The sequence below is a fragment of the Streptomyces sp. NPDC034084 genome (genome assembly GCF_055575535.1).
In genome coordinates, this window is record NZ_JBVISK010000011.1 from 110,514 (window position 1) to 130,942 (window position 20,429).

At 71.1% G+C, this 20,429-nt stretch carries 15 protein-coding genes and 1 riboswitch; of the genes, 11 read left to right on the top strand and 4 right to left on the bottom strand.

Annotated features, from left to right (window positions below; genetic code table 11):
* Positions 1-88: 88 nt before the first annotated feature.
* From ACZ51I_RS30295 to ACZ51I_RS30305, 3 genes are all read left to right on the top strand, one after another.
* Complete coding sequence (locus tag ACZ51I_RS30295) at positions 89-976, top strand: FadR/GntR family transcriptional regulator (RefSeq protein ID WP_468882193.1); 888 nt, start codon at positions 89-91, stop codon at positions 974-976.
* A gap of 373 nt (positions 977-1,349) precedes the next feature.
* On the top strand, positions 1,350-2,897 hold the full coding sequence (locus ACZ51I_RS30300) for an RNA polymerase sigma factor (RefSeq protein WP_468882195.1): 1,548 nt from the start codon (positions 1,350-1,352) through the stop codon (positions 2,895-2,897).
* 143 nt (positions 2,898-3,040) lie between these two features.
* Positions 3,041-3,859, top strand: coding sequence for a S1 family serine peptidase (locus tag ACZ51I_RS30305; protein WP_468882197.1), 819 nt, complete (start codon positions 3,041-3,043; stop codon positions 3,857-3,859).
* Positions 3,860-4,023: 164 nt separating this feature from the next.
* On the opposite strand, the gene ACZ51I_RS30310 is transcribed toward ACZ51I_RS30305, so the two are convergent.
* Entirely contained in the window at positions 4,024-4,257 is a 234-nt protein-coding gene (locus ACZ51I_RS30310) for a DUF7455 domain-containing protein (RefSeq protein ID WP_030687247.1), read from the bottom strand.
* 433 nt (positions 4,258-4,690) lie between these two features.
* Here ACZ51I_RS30310 and ACZ51I_RS30315 point away from each other — a divergent pair, with 433 nt between their 5' ends.
* The 3 genes from ACZ51I_RS30315 (at position 4,691) to ACZ51I_RS30325 (ending at position 9,155) form a co-directional block, all read left to right on the top strand.
* The gene (locus ACZ51I_RS30315; protein WP_468882200.1) at positions 4,691-6,808 is read left to right on the top strand and encodes a DNA gyrase/topoisomerase IV subunit B; all 2,118 of its coding nucleotides are present in this window, start codon (positions 4,691-4,693) and stop codon (positions 6,806-6,808) included.
* Between the two features lie 272 nt (positions 6,809-7,080).
* Positions 7,081-7,566, top strand: coding sequence for a DUF485 domain-containing protein (locus tag ACZ51I_RS30320; RefSeq protein ID WP_468882203.1), 486 nt, complete (start codon positions 7,081-7,083; stop codon positions 7,564-7,566).
* A complete protein-coding gene (locus tag ACZ51I_RS30325; protein ID WP_468882206.1) occupies positions 7,563-9,155 on the top strand; it encodes a solute symporter family protein in 1,593 nt (530 codons plus the stop codon). The genes ACZ51I_RS30320 and ACZ51I_RS30325 overlap by 4 nt, the downstream gene beginning before the upstream one ends.
* A gap of 36 nt (positions 9,156-9,191) precedes the next feature.
* Here ACZ51I_RS30325 and ACZ51I_RS30330 read toward each other — a convergent pair whose 3' ends face one another.
* Positions 9,192-9,881, bottom strand: a complete 690-nt coding sequence (locus ACZ51I_RS30330) for a DUF7342 family protein (protein ID WP_468882208.1) — start codon at positions 9,879-9,881, stop codon at positions 9,192-9,194.
* Complete coding sequence (locus ACZ51I_RS30335) at positions 9,878-11,584, bottom strand: sensor histidine kinase (protein WP_468882210.1); 1,707 nt, start codon at positions 11,582-11,584, stop codon at positions 9,878-9,880. The genes ACZ51I_RS30330 and ACZ51I_RS30335 overlap by 4 nt, the downstream gene beginning before the upstream one ends.
* 111 nt (positions 11,585-11,695) lie before the next feature.
* Here ACZ51I_RS30335 and ACZ51I_RS30340 point away from each other — a divergent pair, with 111 nt between their 5' ends.
* Positions 11,696-12,751, top strand: a complete 1,056-nt coding sequence (locus tag ACZ51I_RS30340; RefSeq protein WP_468882212.1) for a CobW family GTP-binding protein — start codon at positions 11,696-11,698, stop codon at positions 12,749-12,751.
* A gap of 62 nt (positions 12,752-12,813) precedes the next feature.
* Here ACZ51I_RS30340 and ACZ51I_RS30345 read toward each other — a convergent pair whose 3' ends face one another.
* Entirely contained in the window at positions 12,814-15,270 is a 2,457-nt protein-coding gene (locus ACZ51I_RS30345) for a DNA gyrase/topoisomerase IV subunit A (protein WP_468882215.1), read from the bottom strand.
* A gap of 181 nt (positions 15,271-15,451) precedes the next feature.
* Between ACZ51I_RS30345 and ACZ51I_RS30350 the strand changes: the two genes are divergently transcribed.
* The 4 genes from ACZ51I_RS30350 to ACZ51I_RS30365 all read left to right on the top strand — a co-directional run bounded on the left by ACZ51I_RS30350 (position 15,452) and on the right by ACZ51I_RS30365 (position 20,225).
* Entirely contained in the window at positions 15,452-16,810 is a 1,359-nt protein-coding gene (locus ACZ51I_RS30350) for a M16 family metallopeptidase (protein ID WP_468882218.1), read from the top strand.
* 26 nt (positions 16,811-16,836) lie between these two features.
* Positions 16,837-18,204 carry a M16 family metallopeptidase gene (locus ACZ51I_RS30355; RefSeq protein WP_468882239.1) on the top strand — a complete coding sequence of 456 codons (1,368 nt, stop codon included), beginning with the start codon at positions 16,837-16,839 and terminating at the stop codon, positions 18,202-18,204.
* A 200-nt stretch (positions 18,205-18,404) separates the two neighbouring features.
* A riboswitch (cyclic di-AMP (ydaO/yuaA leader) is annotated at positions 18,405-18,567 on the top strand.
* Between the two features lie 12 nt (positions 18,568-18,579).
* On the top strand, positions 18,580-19,350 hold the full coding sequence (locus tag ACZ51I_RS30360) for a M23 family metallopeptidase (RefSeq protein WP_468882220.1): 771 nt from the start codon (positions 18,580-18,582) through the stop codon (positions 19,348-19,350).
* A gap of 191 nt (positions 19,351-19,541) precedes the next feature.
* Positions 19,542-20,225: a GntR family transcriptional regulator gene (locus ACZ51I_RS30365; RefSeq protein ID WP_468882223.1), complete on the top strand. Its 684-nt coding sequence runs from the start codon at positions 19,542-19,544 to the stop codon at positions 20,223-20,225.
* Positions 20,226-20,429: the final 204 nt, after the last annotated feature.

Consider the following 20,429-nt stretch of genomic DNA (forward strand, 5'->3'; position numbering starts at 1 on the left):
TCAATTGTGTAGCGAGTGCCGATCACCCTTTCGTGTGCTTTTCACCAAAGACCTCAAGGGTCCCGGAGGCAACGCCGACAAAGGATGCGTGAGTACCCTTGCGCACACCATGATGACCGCCGCCCGCTCCGCCGAATCCGGCCTCGGCGCCCCGGGCGATCTCGATCGCTACCCCTACACGGAGGCTTCCCCCGCCGGCCGCGTGGGCCCGCCCGCCTGGGAGGGGGTGGACACCGACCTGGGCCGTGTCGGCCGTCGGTCCACCGGCAACCGGGGCCGCGGACTGCACGGGCAGCTGGTCCAGCAGCTCGGCCAGATGATCGTCTCCGGCGATCTCGGGGCCGACCGGCCGCTCGTCCCCGAGGAGATCGGCCAGCGGTTCGAGGTGTCGCGCACCGTGGTGCGCGAGTCGCTGCGCGTACTGGAGGCGAAGGGGCTCGTCAGCGCCCGCCCGAACGTCGGTACGCGGGTCAGGCCCGTCAGCGACTGGAACCTCCTCGACGCCGACATCATCGAATGGCGCGCCTTCGGCCCGCAGCGCGACGACCAGCGCCGCGAGCTGAACGAGCTGCGGTGGACGATCGAACCCCTGGCCGCACGCCTCGCCGCCGGGCACGGCCGGGAGGACGTGCAGCAGCGCCTCGCCGACATGGTCGAGATCATGGGGCACGCCTTCGCCCAGGGCGACGGCATCACCTTCTCCCGGGCCGACACCGAGTTCCACTCGCTCCTCATCCAGCTCGCCGGGAACCGCATGCTGGAGCACCTCTCCGGCATCGTCACCGCCGCGCTCCAGGTCTCCGGGGGCCCCGCCACCGGCTGTGACCGGCCGAGTGAGACATGCCTGGCGCACCACGCCCGGATCGTCGACGCACTCGCCACCGGCGACTCCCAGGGGGCCGAGAGCGCCATGCGGCAGCTGCTCACGGTCCACCCCGAGGTGGAGCGCGTCGTCCCCGCCCCTCGCGAACACTGACCCGCGGGCCGTGGTCGGGAGCGCGGAGGCGCACGCACCGCGTGCCGCCGGGCCCGAGTGCCACCCGGGGCCTCGCGGGGTCCCGGGCGGCGCCCGGGTTCCGGCGGCGCGAATGTGCCATGATCGACCGTTCTGACCGTTTCGTCGCACATGAGATGTGACTCGGGCCACGAAGATTGGGCGTAACACTCCTCCCAGCCGTGCGATGACCTAAGAGGTGACAGCCGAGGAAGGAATACAGCAGCCGACGGAGGCGCTGTGCAGTTCCCCGGTCCAGCCCGCGCCGTCGACACATTCCCCGTCGACGGTCGTCGGCTCCAGTCCGATCCAGGGCGGGGCCGGAAGCCGTTTCCATCGTTCCGAGAGGTTGTTCGTGTCGGCCAGCACATCCCGTACGCTCCCGCCGGAGATCGCCGAGTCCGAGTCTGTGATGGCGCTCATCGAGCGGGGAAAGGCTGATGGGCAGATCGCCGGCGATGACGTGCGTCGGGCCTTCGAGGCTGACCAGATTCCGCCAACCCAGTGGAAGAATGTTCTGCGCAGCCTCAATCAGATCCTCGAGGAAGAGGGTGTGACGCTGATGGTCAGTGCAGCGGAGTCGCCGAAGCGCGCCCGCAAGAGCGTCGCAGCGAAGAGCCCGGCCAAGCGCACCGCCACCAAGACCGTCACCGCCAGGACGACCGTGACGAAGTCCACCGTCTCGGCCTCGGCGGCCCCCGCGGCCGAGGACGCCGACCCGGCCGACGAGGCCGGATCGCCCGCCAAGAAGGCGGCCGCGAAGAAGACCGTCGCCAAGAAGGCGGTGGCGAAGAAGACCGTCGCCAAGAAGACGGCGGCCAAGAAGACCACGTCCAAGAAGGACGCCGACGAGCTCGTCGAGGGCGAGGAGCTCCTCGAGGACGTCGCGCCCGGCAAGGGCGAGGAAGAGGAGACCGAGGGCGAGAGCAAGGGCTTCGTCCTGTCCGACGAGGACGAGGACGACGCTCCGGCGCAGCAGGTCGCCGTCGCCGGTGCCACCGCCGACCCGGTCAAGGACTACCTCAAGCAGATCGGCAAGGTCCCGCTGCTCAACGCCGAGCAGGAGGTCGAGCTCGCCAAGCGCATCGAGGCCGGTCTGTTCGCCGAGGACAAGCTCGCGAACTCGGACAAGCTCGCCCCGAAGCTCAAGCGCGAGCTGGAGATCATCGCCGAGGACGGCCGCCGCGCCAAGAACCACCTCCTGGAGGCCAACCTCCGTCTGGTGGTCTCCCTGGCCAAGCGCTACACCGGCCGCGGCATGCTCTTCCTGGACCTGATCCAGGAGGGCAACCTGGGTCTGATCCGCGCCGTCGAGAAGTTCGACTACACCAAGGGCTACAAGTTCTCCACGTACGCCACCTGGTGGATCCGTCAGGCGATCACCCGCGCCATGGCCGACCAGGCCCGCACCATCCGTATCCCGGTGCACATGGTCGAGGTCATCAACAAGCTCGCCCGCGTGCAGCGCCAGATGCTCCAGGACCTGGGCCGCGAGCCCACCCCGGAGGAGCTGGCCAAGGAACTCGACATGACCCCCGAGAAGGTCATCGAGGTCCAGAAGTACGGCCGTGAGCCGATCTCCCTCCACACCCCGCTGGGTGAGGACGGCGACAGCGAGTTCGGCGACCTCATCGAGGACTCCGAGGCGGTCGTGCCGGCCGACGCGGTCAGCTTCACGCTCCTCCAGGAGCAGCTGCACTCCGTTCTCGACACGCTCTCCGAGCGTGAGGCGGGCGTCGTGTCCATGCGCTTCGGTCTCACCGACGGTCAGCCGAAGACGCTGGACGAGATCGGCAAGGTCTACGGCGTGACGCGAGAGCGGATCCGTCAGATCGAGTCGAAGACGATGTCGAAGCTCCGTCACCCGTCGCGCTCGCAGGTCCTGCGCGACTACCTCGACTGATCCGTACGAGGTACGCATCGGCACACGGAAGGGCCCGGTTTCCCCGAGAGGGGAGCCGGGCCCTCCGGCATTGCGCGGGTGCACGGCGGGGAGGCGTGCTGGACGCTGGGTGAACGGACATCACCCGAGAGTCAGGAGGCTCCATGCGTGGTTCACTCACCCGAGCGTTGACGGGTGCTCTGGGCCTGATCGCCGCGGCGGTGGGGCCGCTCGCCACCGCCGGTCCGGTGGCCGCCGGCAGTGTCGTGGTGGGCGGCCGGCCGGCCCAGATCACGGACGCGCCGTGGGTGGTGGCGCTTTCCAGCCGTGACCGGTTCGGGGGTACGCGCGCGGGGCAGTTCTGCGGGGGCGTGGTCGTGGCCCCGACCAAGGTGCTCACCGCGGCCCACTGTCTGGGCCGTGAGGTGCTCGGCGGGGAGCCGTGGGAGGTGCGCGACTTCGTGGTCATCGCGGGCCGCGCGGCGCTGCGCGGGCAGGAGGGGCAGGAGGTCCGGATCTCGGACACCTGGGTCAACCCCGGCTACGACCCGACGACCAACTCGGGCGACCTGGCCGTGCTGACACTGGTGAGCGCGCTGCCGCAGTCGTACGTGATCGGCGTCGCCCGCTCCGGGGACGCGGCGTACGCAGCCGGGACGGAAGCGGACGTCTACGGCTGGGGAGACACGACCGGTGACGGGGCCTACGCCTCCACGCTGCGGACGGCGCGCGTCCAGGTGCTGCCGGACACGGCCTGCGAGCGGGCGTACCCGGGTGGTCTCGGTGTGCGCTACCAGCGCGGGACGATGCTGTGCGCGGGCGACCCGCACGGCGGGAAGGACGCCTGCCAGGGCGACAGCGGCGGTCCGCTGGTGGCCAACGGGCTTCTCGTCGGCCTGGTGTCCTGGGGCAGCGGCTGCGGGCAGGCGGAGAGCCCGGGCGTCTACACGCGTGTAGCGGCGGTGCTTCCCGCACGCTACTGAGCGGCGACCCGAGGCGTCGAAGGGGCGGCCCCGACTCCACCGGGGAGCCGGACCGCGCGAACACCGGAACGGCGGATACGAGAACGGGCGGTCACCCCCTGGCGCGAGGGGGTGACCGCCCGTCGTCCGATCAGCGACCGGCCCTGGGCTCGTCGTGGATGGCGTCAGGCGTGGTCTTCGCCCATCGTCCGGGCCGGCACGTCCGTGAGCCGGTCCGTCTCATCCTGTATCTCAACGGCGATCTTCTTGAGTTCCGGCTCGAACTTACGTCCGTGGTGGGCGCAGAAGAGCAAGTCACCTCCGCTGGTCAGAACGACGCGCAGGTACGCCTGGGCGCCGCAGCGGTCGCAACGGTCAGCGGCCGTCAGGGGGCTCGCGGGGGTCAGAACAGTAGTCACGTCGCCTCTTCTCTAGCTCGACGAGCTGTCGTACCAGGGTCAACATCCAACCAGGCCGAAAACGTTCCCGCTCGTGGCTTTTCCTTGAAACTTCTTCCCAAGGTGGCTGTCTGCTGCCGGTTGGCGGCGAATGAGCCGTATTGCGTCGCTCTACGGATTTCGCGTTGCTTGTATCGGTTAGCCCTCCCGGCCGGGTTGCCGGTTGTTCATGAGGACGTGCCCGGAGCCTAAATGGTTCATGCCTGGAAGGGAACGTGATGTTCACGTCACCCCATCGAGGGATCGAACATCCATGCGACGCTGGACTAGCATGAGGAATCGGGGTGGGTGGCGTGACAACGGCTCTACCAGGCATCGGTACCCTCTGAGCGGTGACCGAGGCCGGGCCTTACCCCACCGCGCCAGATTTCAAATTCAGCGAGGAGCGAACCGCGTGACCGCCGAGACGTCCGTGCCGTCCAGTGCGCTGCTGACCGCAGACCGTGACGGTTCCAACTACACCGCGCGGCACCTGCTCGTACTCGAGGGGCTCGAAGCGGTCCGCAAACGCCCCGGTATGTACATCGGGTCCACCGACAGCCGTGGCCTGATGCACTGCATCTGGGAGATCATCGACAACTCGGTCGACGAGGCCCTCGGTGGCTACTGCGACCACATCGAGGTCATCCTCCACGACGACGGCTCCGTCGAGGTCCGTGACAACGGCCGGGGCATCCCGGTCGACGTCGAGCCGAAGACCGGCCTCTCCGGCGTCGAGGTCGTCATGACCAAGCTGCACGCCGGCGGAAAGTTCGGCGGCGGGTCGTACGCGGCGTCGGGCGGTCTGCACGGCGTCGGCGCCTCCGTGGTCAACGCCCTGTCGGCCCGCCTCGACGTCGAGGTCGACCGGAACAGCTCGACCCACTCGATCTCCTTCCGCCGCGGCGTCCCCGGCATCTTCACCGAGCAGGGCCCCGACAGCCCCTTCGATCCGGCCAACGGCCTCATCAAGACCAAGCGCGTCCCCAAGACCCGCACCGGCACGCGCATCCGTTACTGGGCGGACCGGCAGATCTTCCTCAAGGACGCCAAGCTCTCCCTGGAGACGCTCCACCAGCGCGCGCGGCAGACCGCCTTCCTCGTCCCGGGCCTCACCATCGTCGTCCGCGACGAGCGGGACCTGGCCGGCGTCGGCAAGAGCGAGGAGACCTTCCGCTTCGACGGAGGCATCAGCGAGTTCTGCGAGTACCTCGCGCAGGACAAGGCCGTCTGCGACATCCAGCGCCTCACCGGCCAGGGCACCTTCAAGGAGACCGTCCCGGTCCTCGACGAGCGCGGCCACATGACCCCGACCGAGGTCACCCGTGAGCTCGCCGTCGACGTCGCCCTGCGCTGGGGCACCGGCTACGACACCACGGTCAAGTCCTTCGTCAACATCATCGCCACCCCCAAGGGCGGCACCCACGTCTCCGGCTTCGAGCAGGCCATCACCAAGACGGTGAACGAGGTGCTGCGCTCGGCCAAGATGCTCCGCGTCGCCGAGGACGACATCGTCAAGGACGACGCCCTCGAGGGGCTCACGGCCGTCGTGACGGTCCGCCTCGCCGAGCCGCAGTTCGAGGGGCAGACCAAGGAGGTCCTCGGCACCTCCGCCGCCCGCCGGATCGTGGCGAACGTGGTGGCCAAGGAGCTCAAGGCCTTCCTCACCTCCACCAAGCGGGACGCCAAGGCGCAGGCGCGCGCCGTGCTCGAGAAGGCCGTCGCCGCGGCGCGGACCCGGATCGCGGCGCGTCAGCACAAGGAGGCGCAGCGCAGGAAGACCGCGCTCGAATCCTCCTCGCTGCCGGCCAAGCTCGCGGACTGCCGCAGCGACGACGTGGAGCGCAGCGAGCTCTTCATCGTCGAGGGAGACTCGGCCCTCGGCACGGCCAAGCTCGCCAGGAACAGCGAGTTCCAGGCCCTGCTGCCGATCCGGGGCAAGATCCTCAACGTCCAGAAGTCGTCCGTCTCGGACATGCTGAAGAACGCCGAGTGCGGCGCGATCATCCAGGTCATAGGAGCGGGCTCGGGCCGCACCTTCGACATCGACGCCGCCCGCTACGGGAAGATCGTCCTCCTGGTCGACGCCGACGTCGACGGCGCCCACATCCGCTGCCTGCTGCTGACGCTCTTCCAGCGCTACATGCGGCCCATGGTCGAGGCCGGCCGGGTCTTCGCCGCGGTGCCGCCGCTGCACCGGATCGAGCTCGTCCAGCCCAAGAAGGGCCAGGACAAGTACGTCTACACGTACTCCGACAACGAGCTGCGGCAGACGCTCCTGGAGTTCCAGCGCAAGGGGGTCCGCTACAAGGACGCCATCCAGCGCTACAAGGGTCTGGGCGAGATGGACGCCGACCAGCTCGCGGAGACGACGATGGACCCGCGCCACCGCACCCTGCGCCGGATCAACATCGGCGACCTGGACGCGGCCGAGCAGGTCTTCGACCTCCTGATGGGCAACGACGTGGCGCCCCGCAAGGAGTTCATCACCGGCTCGGCGGCCACCCTCGACCGCTCGCGCATCGACGCCTGAGCAACTGCGCCCGCGGGTGGAGCACCACGCTCCGCCCGCGGGCCGATCACTCTCCATGGCGTCTGGGCGCGTTCGCGGAGGCCGACGGGACCGGGGCAGGCGACCCGGCCGAGGCCGTGCGGTACGCATATCAGCACGGTCCTGTCAGGGCGCCTGGGAAAAGAGTCACCTGATGGGGTGAAGAGACGGGGGAGAAGAGTCCGGGATCTTCCCGCTCTGTCCATCCTTGGGACACGCGGCCGAGACGGTTCGCTGACAAGGAGAGTTGGCCGGTGGAGCAGGTGGACAAGCAGGAGGGGCGCGACGCTTCGGCGATGGCGGTCGACGACCCCTGGTACGACGCGACGGCCTCGGGTTGGGGCGGGGAAGCGGCGGCCGGGGCACCCGGCGGGGGCCGTCCGGAAGCGGTGCCGCGACAGCGGGTCCACAGCGCGGCGGAGATCTATCTGGAGGTGCAGCGCAGCCCCGCCTTCCAGGAAGTACGAGGCCGCTACCGGCGGTTCGTCTTCCCGGCCACGCTGGCGTTCCTCCTCTGGTACCTCGCCTATGTGGTGGCGGCGACCGCCGCGCCCGGCCTCATGGCCCGGCCGGTGGCCGGAGCGGTGAACGTGGCGATGGTCGCGGGGCTCGGACAGTTCCTCAGCACCTTCCTGCTGACCTGGGCGTACGCGCGCCACGCGCGGCTGCGCAGGGACCGGGCCGCGCTGGAACTGCGCTGGGACACGCAGGAGATGACCCGAGGGGTGGTGCAGCCGTGACCGGAGACCATCAGACCCTGGCGCTCGTGCTGTTCAGCGTGTTCGTCGCCGTGACCCTGGGGATCACCACCTGGGTGAGCCGCCACCGCCACGGTTCGGCGGAGGAGTTCTACGCCGGAGGGCGGCTGTTCTCGCCCATGGAGAACGGATTCGCGATCGCCGGGGACTACATGTCCGCGGCCTCCTTCCTCGGGATCTCCGGGTTGATCGCGCTCTACGGCTACGACGGCATGCTGTACTCCGTCGGCTTCCTCGTCGCCTGGCTGGTCGTGCTCCTGCTGGTGGCGGAACTGGTGCGCAATTGCGGGCGGTTCACCCTGGCCGACGTCATCGCCGCGCGGATGGCGGAGCGGCCGGTGCGGATCGCCGCCGGAACGTCCTCGGTGGCCGTCTCCGTGCTCTACCTCGTGGCCCAGATGGTGGGAGCCGGGAGCCTGGTGGCACTGCTGCTCGGCGGTTCCAGCGAGGCGGCCCGCTCGTGGACGGTGATCGGCGTCGGCGCGCTCATGGTGATCTACGTGTCGCTCGGCGGCATGCGGGCCACCACCTGGATCCAGATCGTGAAGGCGGTCCTGCTGATGGCGGGCACGATCGCGCTCACCGTCCTCGTCCTGCTCCGCTTCCACGGCGACGTGAACAGCCTGCTCTCCACCGCGGCCGAACGCAGTGGGCACGGCCTGGACTTCCTCGCGCCCGGGCTGCGTTACGGCGGGGACTGGACGGCCCGCCTCGACTTCATCAGCCTCGGCCTCGCCCTCGTCCTGGGCACGGCAGGGCTGCCGCACATCCTGTCGCGCTTCTACACCGTGCCGACCGCTCGGGCCGCCCGGCGCTCCGTCGTCTGGTCCATCGGGCTCATCGGCGGGTTCTACCTGATGACCATCGTGCTCGGCTTCGGCGCGGCCGCGCTGATCGGCCCTGGCGAGGTCCGCGCGTCCAACGCCTCGGGGAACACCGCCGTACCGCTGCTCGCCCTCGACCTCGGCGGCGGCGCGGGCTCCACCGGCGGCACGGTGCTCTTCGCGATCGTCGCCGCCGTCGCCTTCGCGACCATCCTCGCCGTCGTCGCGGGGATCACGCTGGCGTCCTCGGCCTCCGTCGCCCACGACCTGTACAGCTCACTGCGCCGTCGGCGCGCGAAGCAGTACAGCGAGGTGGCCGTGGCGCGGGTCGCCGCCGCCGGGATCGGCGCGGCCGCCATCGGTCTCGGGCTGCTCGCCCGCGACCTCAACGTGGCCTTCCTCGTCGGTCTGGCCTTCGCGGTCGCGGCCTCCGCCAATCTGCCGGTGCTGCTGTACTCGCTGTTCTGGCGGAAGTTCACCACCCGGGGTGCCGTCTGGTCCGTGTACGGCGGCCTGATGCCCGCGGTGCTGCTCGTCCTGGTCTCCCCGGTCGTCTCCGGCAGCCCCGAATCGCTGTTCCCGGGCGTCGACTTCCACCTCTTCCCGCTGCAGAACCCGGGGGTGGTCTCCATCCCGCTCGGCTTCCTGGCCGGGTGGATCGGTACGGTCACCTCGTCCGAGCCGCCCGACGAGGCCCGGCACGCGGAGACCGAGGTGCGGGCCCTGACGGGCGCGGGCGCCGTCTGAACCGTCCCGCGCGGGACGCACGCCGGTACCCCCGTGTCAGCCGGGGGACGAGGAGCCGGCCCAGGCGTAGCGGTGCTCGGGGCGGCCGGTCTCTCCGTACCGGAGGGAGAGGCGCACGCGGCCGGTGCGTTCCAGGAGCTTGAGGTAGCGCTGGGCGGTCTGGCGGCTGACGCCGGCCCGCTCGGCGATCTCCTGGGCGGACAGCGGGCCGCCGGCGGCGAGGAGTACCTGCCGGACCAGCTCGGCCGTGGTGGGGGAGTGGCCCTTGGGCAGGTCGGGAGCGACGGCGCCGGCCGACAGCACCCCGAAGATCCGGTCCACCTCGGCCTGTTCCGCCTCGCCGCCGCCCTCCAGGGTGCGGCGGAGCGTCGCGTACGCCTCCAGCTTGGCGCGGAGCCCGGCGAAGGTGAAGGGCTTGACCAGGTACTGGAGGGCGCCGTGCCGCATCGCCGACTGGACGGTGGCCACGTCGCGGGCGGCCGTCACCATGATCACGTCGCACTGGTGGCCGCGCGCGCGGAGCTCTCGTACCGCCGCGAGCCCGTTCTCGTCGGGCAGGTAGTGGTCCAGGAGGATCAGGTCCACCGGCTGTCCGTCCAGGGCGGCGAGCGCCTCGGCGGTCGAGTGGGCCGTGGCCACGACCCGGAAGCCGGGCACCTTGGCGACGTAGGCGGCGTTGATCCGCGCGACCAGGACGTCGTCGTCCACCACGAGCACGTCGATCATCGCGCCTCCCCGGCGGCTTCCGAAACCTGCTCCGGCTCGGTGGGATCAGACTCGGCGGGCACCGGCTCGGTGGGCTCCGGCTCGGTCAGGGCGTCCGGGAGGACGACCGTGAACACGGCGCCGCCCTCGGGGCCGCCGGCCGCCTCCGCGGTGCCGCCCCGGCGCTCGGCGAGGCGGCGGACCAGGGGGAGGCCGAGCCCGCGCTTCCCGTGGGACGGCAGTTCCTTCGTCGTCCAGCCCTCGGTGAAGATCAGCTCGCGGCGCTCCTCGGGGACGCCCGGGCCGCTGTCCGTGACCCGCAGCACCACCGTACGGCCCTCGGCGCGGAAGGAGACCTCGATCCGGGCGCCGGGGGTGCCGGCGGCGGCGTCCAGGGCGTTGTCGACCAGGTTGCCGACGACGGTGACCAGCTCGCGCGGGTCGACGAGCCGGTCCGGCAGCAGAGAACCGGGCGCGAGCCGCAGCGAGACGCCCCGCTCGGCGGCGACGGTCGCCTTGCCGACCAGGAGCGCGGCGAGGAGCGGGTCGTGGACCTTCTCCGTGACCTGCTCGGCGGTGGCCCGGTGCACCCCGACCACTTCCGTCACGAACGCGACCGCCTCCTCGTGCATCTCCAGCTCCAGGAGACCGAGGAGGGTGTGCAGCCGGTTGGCGTGCTCGTGGTCCTGGGCTCGGAGCGCGTCGATCAGGCCGCGGGTGGAGTCGAGCTCACGCCCGAGGCGTTCCAGCTCGGTGCGGTCGCGCAGGGTCGCCACGGCGCCGCCGTCGTCGGTGGGCATCCGGTTGGCGATCAGCACCCGGTGGCCCCGGACGGTGAGCAGGTCCTCGCCGGTGACCCGCCCCGCGAGGACGTCGGCGGTACGGCCCCGGCCGAGGACCTCGTCGAGCGGCCTGCCCGCCGCCTCCGGGCCGAGGCCGAGGAGGCGCTGCGCCTCGTCGTTCATGAGCCGTACGGAGCCGTGGCGGTCGAGGGCGACGACCCCCTCGCGGATGCCGTGCAGCATCGCCTCGCGTTCGGCGAGCAGCGCGGAGATGTCGGAGAAGGCCAGGTCGTGGGTCTGGCGCTGGAGCCGCCGCGAGATCAGGTAGGCGGCGAGCGCACCGGCCGCGAGCGCGCCGCCCGCGTAGGCGAGGAGGCCGGGGATGGCGGCGAGGAGCCGGTCGCGGACGCTGTCGTACTCGATGCCGACGGAGACCGCGCCGACGATCCGCCCGTCGGCGTTCCGCAGCGGCACCTTGCCGCGCGCCGAGCGGCCCAGGGTGCCGCTGTCGATCTCCATCACGTCGTGCCCGGCGAGGACGCTGCTCGGGTCGGTGGAGACGCGCCTGCCGATCTCGGCGGGATCGGTGTGCGACCAGCGCACCCCGCGCGTGTCCATGACCACGACGTACTCGGCGCCCGTGGAGGTCCTGATCCGCTCCGCCTCCGTCTGGACCGGACCCCGTGCGGAGGGCCGGCTTGCGGTGAGCTCCGCGGCGAGCCGCGGCGAGGCCGTGGTCCCGGCGATGGCCAGGGCCCGCCGCATGGCCTGGTCGTCGAGCTGGGCGCTCAGCGGGGCGAGGAAGAGGCCGGTCGCGAGGACGGTCACACCGGTCGCGATGGCCAGCTGCATCAGCAGGACCTGCGAGAACACCCGCCGAGGCCACCCGAACCGTCGACGGCGCGCACGGGCGCGCGGGGGGCTGGTCTGTGCGGGGCTCATGCCGGAAAAGGTAAACGGACGCGACCGGCGACCGGAAACGGTGACGGGACGGGCGCCTATTCTGGGGGTTTGTCACGCCCGTAGGACCCGAAGGAAGCGGAGGCACGTCCCTTGACCACGCAGCAGATCCCCGTCGTCGTCCTGACCGGGTTTCTCGGGGCCGGGAAGACCACGCTCCTCAACCACCTGCTGCGCAGTGCCCGGGGCACCCGTATCGGAGTCATGGTCAACGACTTCGGCGACATCGGCATCGACGCGATGACCGTCGCCGGCCAGGTCGGCTCCACCGTCTCCCTCGGCAACGGCTGCCTGTGCTGCGCCGTCGACGCCGGCGAGCTCGACGAGTACCTGGAGGTCCTGACCCGGCCCGAGTCCCGGCTCGACGTGATCGTGATCGAGGCGAGCGGGCTCGCGGAGCCGGAGGAACTGGTCCGCATGGTGCTCGCCAGCGAGAACGAGCGGGTCGTGTACGGAGGGCTCGTCCAGGTCGTCGACGCCGCCGAGTTCACGGCCACCCGGCAGCGGCATCCCGGGACCGACCGGCACCTCGCCCTCGCCGACCTCGTCGTCGTCAACAAGGTGGACCGGGTGGCCGCGGACGAGCTGCGAAGCGTACGGGAGACGGTGGCCGGGCTCGCCGGGCGCGCCGCCGTGGTCGAGGCATCCCACGGGCGCGTCGATCCGGAACTGCTCTTCGACCGGGTCGTACCGGAGGGCGAGATCGAGGGACAGATGTCGATCGAGGACATCCTGTACGGCTCCGAGGACGCCGCCCCCGCCCACCCGCACGCGGCCTACGAGGCCCTCTCGGTCACGGCCTCGACGCCGCTGCACCCGCGCCGGCTGATGGCCTTCCTCGACTCGCGACCCGAGGGCCTCTACCGGATCAAGGGCTTCGTCGACCTCGGCGCCGCCGATCCCGCCAACCGTTACCTCGTCCACGCGGTCGGCCGTTTCCTGCGCTTCTACCCGGAGCCCTGGCCCGCCGGGGAGGAGCGCCTCACCCAGCTCGTCCTGATCGGCTCAGGAGTCGACGCGGCCGCGCTGCGCAAGGAACTCTCCGCCTGCGAGCTGAACGGCCCGCAGGACGCCCCCGACGAACACAGCATGTGGGGCGTCCTGCGGTACGTGCGGCGGACCGAGGAGGATCCGGAGGATTCCCGGTGACCTGGGTCGGAGACGCGTCGGCGATAGGCAGCGACTTTGTCGAGGATCTCTGACTCAGGTCATCAGCTCGCCGGGCCCGCCACCACGTTGATCGGCTTCGGCAGCGGGGTGCCCGAGCCGTCGCGGCGGGGGTCCGCCTCGGGCAGGTCCACCGGGGCGCCGCTCTTCTGGGCGGCGCGGGCCGGGGTGGCGCCCGCCCAGGCGAAGGTCAGGACGTCCTCGCCCTTCAGGAAGCGCTGGCAGCGGACACCGCCGGTGGCGCGGCCCTTGCGCGGGTACTGGTCGAAGGGGGTCAGCTTCGCCGAGGTGCCCGCCGAGGAGTCCAGGGTGCCCGTGGAGCCCGCGACGGTGAGGACGACGGCGTCGGCCGCCGGGTCGACGGCCGTGAACGAGATCACCTCGGCGCCCGCCGTGAGCTTGATGCCCGCCATGCCGCCCGCCGGACGCCCCTGGGGCCGCACCTGCGAGGCCTGGTAGCGCAGCAGCTGGGCGTCGGAGGTGATGAAGACCAGGTCCTCCTCGCCCGTCCGCAGCTCCGTCGCGCCGACGATCCGGTCACCGTCCTTGAGGGTGATGACCTCCAGCTCCTCCTTGTTCGCCGGATAGTCCGGCACCACGCGCTTCACCACGCCCTGCAGCGTGCCGAGGGCGAGACCCGGCGAGGACTCCTCGAGCGTGGTCAGGCAGACCACCGTCTCGTCCGCCTCCAGGGAGAGGAACTCCGACAGCGGCGCGCCCCCCGCCAGGTTCGGGGTGCTCGCGGTGTCCGGCAGCTGCGGCAGGTCGATCACCGCGATCCGCAGCAGCCGGCCGGCCGAGGTCACCACCCCGATGTCACCGCGCTGGGTCGCCGCGACCACCGAGACGATCACGTCGTGCCTGGACCGCTTGCCGTCCTCCGCGGCCGGAAGCGCCTCCGTCACCGTGCGGGCCAGCAGGCCCGTCGAGGAGAGCAGCACCCGGCACGGGTCGTCCGCGACCTCCAGGGACGCGGCCGCGACGGGCGCGCCCGCCGACTCGAGCAGGACGGTCCGCCGGTCCGTGGCGAACTTCTTGGCGACCGCGGCCAGTTCCGCCGAGACCAGCTTGCGCAGCTCCGCGTCGGAGTCGAGGATCCCGGTCAGCTCGTCGATCTCGCCGTTGAGGCGGTCGCGCTCGCTCTCCAGTTCAAGGCGGTCGAACTTGGTGAGGCGGCGCAGCGGGGTGTCCAGGATGTACTGCGTCTGGATCTCGCTCAGGGAGAAGCGCTCCATCAGGCGCTCCTTGGCCTGGGCGGAGTTCTCGCTCTCCCGGATGAGGCGGATGACCTCGTCGATGTCGAGCAGTGCCACGAGGAGGCCCTCGACCAGGTGGAGCCGGTCGCGCTTCTTGGTGCGGCGGAACTCGGAGCGGCGCCGGACCACCTCGAAGCGGTGGTCGAGGTAGACCTCCAGGAGCTCCTTGAGGCCGAGGGTGAGCGGCTGTCCGTCGACCAGGGCCACGTTGTTGATGCCGAAGGACTCCTCCATCGGCGTCAGCTTGTAGAGCTGCTCCAGGACCGCCTCGGGCACGAAGCCGTTCTTGATCTCGATGACCAGGCGCAGTCCGTGGCTGCGGTCGGTCAGGTCCTTGACGTCCGCGATGCCCTGGAGCTTCTTGGCGCCGACCAGGTCCTTGATCTTGGAGATGACCTTCTCGGGGCCGACCGTGAAGGGCAGCTCGGTCACGATGATGCCCTTGCGGCGCGCCGTCACGGTCTCCACGGTCGCGGTGGCGCGGATCTTGAAGGAGCCGCGGCCCGACTCGTACGCGTCCTTGATGCCGGAGAGGCCGACGATCCGGCCGCCGGTGGGCAAGTCGGGGCCGGGCACGAAGCGCATCAGCGTCTCGAGGTCGGCGTTGGGGTGGCGGATCAGGTGGCGGGCGGCCGCGATGACCTCGCCGAGGTTGTGCGGCGGCATGTTCGTCGCCATGCCGACCGCGATTCCGGACGCGCCGTTGACCAGCAGGTTCGGGTAGGCGGCGGGGAGCGCGACCGGCTCCCGCTCCTGGCCGTCGTAGTTCGGCGTGAAGTCGACCGTGTCCTCGTCGATGGACTCGGTCATGAGCAGCGCGGCCGGGGCCATGCGCGACTCGGTGTACCGCATGGCCGCCGGCGGGTCGTCGTTGCCCAGGGAGCCGAAGTTGCCGTGGCCGTCGACGAGGGGGAGACGCATGGAGAACGGCTGTGCCATGCGGACCATCGCGTCGTAGATCGACGCGTCGCCGTGCGGGTGGAGCTTGCCCATCACCTCGCCGACGACACGGGCGCACTTGACGAAGCCGCGGTCGGGTCGGAGCCCCATCTCGCCCATCTGGTAGACGATGCGGCGCTGGACGGGCTTCATGCCGTCGCGGGCGTCGGGGAGAGCGCGCGAGTAGATCACCGAGTACGCGTACTCGAGGAAGGAGCCCTGCATCTCGTCGACGACGTCGATGTCGAGGATCCTCTCCTCGTACGCGTCGTCCGGCGGCGGTGTCTTCGTGCTGCGGCGGGCCATCGCGGCTGCGGCTCCTTCACCAACAAGGTTGATCTGACGCGGACCATTGTGGACCGTGCCACCGACAGCGCCGACCGCGACCCGGAAGAGGGACATCACGAAGGGGCGGGAACTTCGCCAGGTGTCGGCGCGCTTGCATACAGTGGCAGGACTTTTTCACATCGCGATCGAAGGGACGTACATGCCCATGGGTCACACGGCCACGGCCGAGGCCGGCTCCGGCGGCCTGACAGCGACCGAGCACCGGTTGGCGAACGGCCTGCGCGTGGTGCTCTCGGAGGACCACCTGACCCCGGTCGCCGCGGTCTGCCTCTGGTACGACGTCGGCTCGCGTCACGAGGTCAAGGGCCGTACGGGCCTCGCCCACCTCTTCGAGCACCTGATGTTCCAGGGCTCGAAGCAGGTGCACGGGAACGGCCACTTCGAGCTGGTGCAGGGCGCCGGCGGCTCCCTCAACGGCACGACGAGCTTCGAGCGCACCAACTACTTCGAGACCATGCCCACGCACCAGCTGGAGCTCGCGCTCTGGCTGGAGGCCGACCGCATGGGCTCGCTGCTCGCGGCCCTGGACGACGAGTCCATGGAGAACCAGCGGGACGTCGTCAAGAACGAGCGCCGCCAGCGCTACGACAACGTGCCGTACGGCACGGCCTTCGAGAAGCTGACCGCCCTCGCGTACCCGGAGGGCCACCCGTACCACCACACGCCGATCGGCTCCATGGCCGACCTGGACGCGGCCACCCTGGAGGACGCGCGGAACTTCTTCCGCACGTACTACGCCCCGAACAACGCGGTGCTGTCCGTCGTCGGCGACATCGACCCGGCGCAGACGCTCGCCTGGATCGAGAAGTACTTCGGCTCCATCCCCGGCCACGACGGCAAGCCCGAGCCCCGCTCCGGCGATCTGCCGGAGGTGATCGGCGAGCAGCTGCGCGAGGTCGTCGAGGAGGAGGTCCCGGCGCGCGCGCTGATGGCCGCCTACCGGCTGCCCCACGACGGCACGCGCGAGTGCGACGCCGCCGACCTGGCCCTGACGGTCCTGGGCGGCGGGGAGTCCTCCCGCCTGCACAACCGGCTGGTCCGCCGTGACCGCACGGCCGTCGCCGCCGGCTTCGGCCTGCTGCGGCTCGCCGGGGCGCCCTCCCTGGGCTGGCTGGACGTCAAGACGTCCGGCGGCGTCGAGGTCCCGCGGATCGAGGCGGCCGTCGACGAGGAGCTCGCCCGGTTCGCCGCCGAGGGCCCGACGCCCGAGGAGATGGAGCGCGCGCAGGCCCAGCTGGAGCGCGAGTGGCTGGACCGGCTCGGCACCGTCGCGGGCCGTGCGGACGAACTGTGCCGGTTCGCCGTGCTGTTCGGCGACCCGCAGCTCGCTCTGACCGCCGTCGACCGCGTCCTCGACATCACCGCCGACGAGGTGCGGGCGGTCGCCGCCGCCAAGCTGCGCCCCGACAACCGCGCGGTGCTCGTCTACGAGCCCCTGGCGACCGAGCAGAGCGACAGCGCCGACGGCGATGACGACGAAGAGGGAGCGGACCAGTGACCGACGCCGCCGTGTCTTTGACGAGCATGGACTTCCACCCGCAGCCGGCGCCCGGCGCGGCCCGGCCGTGGGCCTTCCCGGCCCCGGACCGCGGGAAGCTGGACAACGGTCTGACCGTGCTCACCAGCCACCGCCCCGGCCAGCAGGTCGTCGCCGTGGAGATCTTCCTGCCCGCCCCGCTGGACGCCGAGCCCGCCGGTCTCGACGGTGTCGCCACCATCATGGCCCGCGCGCTCTCCGAGGGCACCGACAAGCACAGCGCCGAGGAGTTCGCGGCCGAGCTGGAGCGCTGCGGCGCCACGCTCGACGCGCACGCCGACCACCCGGGCGTACGGGTCTCCCTGGAGGTCCCGGTCTCCCGGCTGCCCAAGGCGCTCGGCCTGCTCTCCGAGGCCCTGATCGCCCCGGCGTTCCTGGACACCGAGGTCGAGCGCCTGGTGCGCAACCGCCTCGACGAGATCCCGCACGAGACGGCCAACCCGGCGCGCCGCGCGGCCAAGCAGCTCTCCAAGGAGCTGTTCCCGGCCGAGTCCCGGATGTCACGGCCGCGCCAGGGCACCGAGGAGACCGTCGCCGCGATCGACGCCGCCGCCGTCCGCGCCTTCTTCGAGGCGCACGTCCGGCCCGCCACGGCCACGGCCGTGGTCGTCGGAGACCTGACCGGCGTCGACCTCGACAAGGTCCTCGCCGAGACGCTGGGCGCCTGGACCGGTGAGCCGGCCGAGCCGCTACCGATGCCGCCGATCACCGCCGACGACACCGGACGGGTCGTCATCGTGGACCGTCCCGGCGCCGTTCAGACGCAGCTGCTGATCGGCCGGATCGGCCCCGACCGGCACGACCGCGTCTGGCCGGCCCAGGTCCTCGGCACGTACTGCCTCGGCGGCACCCTGACCTCGCGTCTGGACCGGGTCCTGCGCGAGGAGAAGGGCTACACGTACGGCGTGCGCGCCTTCGGCCAGGTGCTCCGCTCGGACGCCGGGGGGAACGGCGCCGCGATGCTGGCCATCAGCGGCTCCGTCGACACCCCCAACACCGGCCCGGCACTTGAGGACCTCTGGAAGGTGCTCCGCACCCTCGCCGCCGACGGCCTGACCGACGCCGAGCGCGAGACGGCCGTCCAGAACCTGGTGGGGGTGGCGCCGCTCAAGTACGAGACGGCCGCCTCCGTCGCCGGGACGCTCGCCGACCAGGTGGAGCAGCACCTTCCGGACGACTTCCAGGCCCAGTTGTACGCGCGCCTGGCCGAGACCGGCACCGTCGAGGCGACGGCCGCCGTGGTCAGCGCCTTCCCGGTCGACCGGCTCGTCACCGTGCTCGTCGGCGACGCGGCGCAGATCGCGGAGCCGGTGCGCGCCCTCGGCATCGGTGAAGTGACCGTCGTGACGGGCTGATTCCGGCCCTGACGCGACGACGGGAAGACCCCGACGGCATCGTTCGTCGGGGTCTTACCGTATGTCCGTATTGAGAGCAACCATGATCGTATGCCCTGTGGCATGTCTTACAAAAGGCGCGTCTGGTTGGTGATTGAAAGACGATCCGCATAGCGTCGGTGCGGCTGTTCGTCAGTTGCACGTGCCGCAACCGCGGCACCGGACAGTCATCGCCGAGTCCCCGTCAGGCGCGAGCCTGGGGAGCCGGGGACCCACGTAGTCCCTGGGGTGAATCGGGCGCCTTCGTCTCGACGGAGGGGCTCGTAGGAGACCTTCCTGCTCCGAACCCGTCAGCTAACCCGGTAGGCGAGAAGGAAGGAAAGGATCAGCCCCTTCATGGCGTTCACCCGTGCCACCGGGAAGCATCGTGGTCCGAGCCGGATGGCGCGCCGCAGCGTGGGCATCGCCGGCGCCGCGACGCTGGCCACCACCGGCGTCATCGGAACCCTCGCCTCCCCGGCGCTCGCCGCCGACACGGACAACCGCTCCGTCGAGGACACCGGCCTCACCCAGGTGATCTCCGAGGAATCCCTCGTGGACCGGATCAACGCCCAGGCCGCCGCCCAGGAGCAGGAGGCCTTCGAGGCCATCGCCAAGGCGAAGGCCGAGGCCGAGGCGAAGCGCAAGGCCGAGGCCCGCGCCAAGGAGGTCCGGCTGGAGCGCGAGCGGGCCGCCCGCGAGGCCGAGCGCCGCCGCCTGGCCTCCTTCCAGCTCCCCGTCGCCGGCTCGTACGTCTCCACCGGCTACAAGACCGGCGGCTCGCTCTGGTCCTCCGGCAGCCACTCCGGCGTCGACTTCCACGCCGCCTACGGCAGCCAGGTGGTCTCCGTCGGCTCCGGCACCGTCGTCGAGGCCGGCTGGGGCGGCGCGTACGGCAACAACATCGTCATCCGGATGCACGACGGCACGTACACCCAGTACGGACACCTCTCCTCCATCGGCGTCCACGTCGGGCAGACCGTCGAGCCGGGCCAGCAGATAGGCATCTCGGGCTCGACCGGCAACTCCACCGGACCGCACCTCCACTTCGAGGCGCGCACCAGCCCCGAGTACGGCTCCGACATCGACCCCGTCGCGTACCTCCGCGCCCGCGGCGTCACCGTCTGACCCGGACCCCGCCGCACACCGCGTCGCAAAAGCCCCGGCTCGTACTGAGCCGGGGCTTTTCGCTGACCAAAAGACGCCCATGAATTCCGTCGGGGCATCGGAAATCCCGGCCTGCTGCAATAGAGTCGCGGATCGGGCGCGGAACAGGCGCCGGTCGAATTGTCTCGCGCGGACCAAGGCGGAGGTCGGACATGCGCATTCCCGCGCACTCGGTATGCACGGCGATCCGGGACGACATCGTCTCCGGCGTGTTCGAGCGGGGCGGCCGGCTGACCGAGGAGCAGCTCGCCCGCCGGTACGGCGTCTCCCGCGTCCCGGTCCGCGAGGCGCTGCGCACCCTGGAGTCCGAGGGCTTCGTCGTCACCCGCCGCCACGCGGGCGCCCAGGTCGCGGAGCCGACCGAGCAGGAGGCGGCCGATCTGCTGGACATGCGGGCGCTGCTCGAACCGCTGGGGGCCGCGCGGGCGGCGCAGCGGCGCACCGAGGCGCACCTCAAGGTGCTGCGCGGCCTGGTCAGGCTGGGGCAGGAGCGGGCCAGGCGCGGCCAGGGCGAGGACCTGCGCTCGCTCGGCGGCTGGTTCCACGAGACGCTCGCGCAGGCCTCCGGGAGCCCGGCCCTGACGGCGCTGCTCACCCAGCTGCGGCACAAGATCGCCTGGACGCACGTGGTGGAGCAGCCGGCCCAGCCCGTGGAGGCCTGGGCGGAGCACGGCGCGATCGTGGACGCCGTGGCGCGCGGCGACGCGGAGCGGGCGAGGGCGCTGACCGCGCTGCACGCGGAACGCTCGCTGTCGCTGCACCGGCTGAAAAGGCCGGACCGGGACCGTGTGAGGCTTTCGCAACACGCAGTCAACACGGCGAGTGCGCGGACTTAACGCGCACCGTATACAAAGAAGAGGAATTCGGTCCGAGCTTTTCGTGCTGCCCCGAAAGAGCTTCCCGCTGCCCTGAATGGCGGCGGAGCAATGAGAATGGCCGTGGGCGCCGGAAGTCCGGCGGCCACGGCCCCGTTTCGTCCCGGGGAACGGACCCGAAAATCTTCGGGGGCTCGCTCCCGCCCCCCGTTCACCACTTCCCCA

Excerpts from the sequence above, each read along its gene's own strand:
- ACZ51I_RS30305 (WP_468882197.1), top strand. The coding sequence starts at position 3,041 with ATGCGTGGTTCACTCACCCGAGCGTTGACGGGTGCTCTGGGCCTGATC.
- ACZ51I_RS30330 (WP_468882208.1), bottom strand. The coding sequence starts at position 9,881 with ATGATCGACGTGCTCGTGGTGGACGACGACGTCCTGGTCGCGCGGATC.
- ACZ51I_RS30335 (WP_468882210.1), bottom strand. The coding sequence starts at position 11,584 with ATGAGCCCCGCACAGACCAGCCCCCCGCGCGCCCGTGCGCGCCGTCGA.
- ACZ51I_RS30345 (WP_468882215.1), bottom strand. The coding sequence starts at position 15,270 with ATGGCCCGCCGCAGCACGAAGACACCGCCGCCGGACGACGCGTACGAG.
- ACZ51I_RS30350 (WP_468882218.1), top strand. The coding sequence starts at position 15,452 with ATGCCCATGGGTCACACGGCCACGGCCGAGGCCGGCTCCGGCGGCCTG.
- ACZ51I_RS30355 (WP_468882239.1), top strand. The coding sequence starts at position 16,837 with ATGGACTTCCACCCGCAGCCGGCGCCCGGCGCGGCCCGGCCGTGGGCC.
- ACZ51I_RS30360 (WP_468882220.1), top strand. The coding sequence starts at position 18,580 with ATGGCGTTCACCCGTGCCACCGGGAAGCATCGTGGTCCGAGCCGGATG.
- ACZ51I_RS30365 (WP_468882223.1), top strand. The coding sequence starts at position 19,542 with ATGCGCATTCCCGCGCACTCGGTATGCACGGCGATCCGGGACGACATC.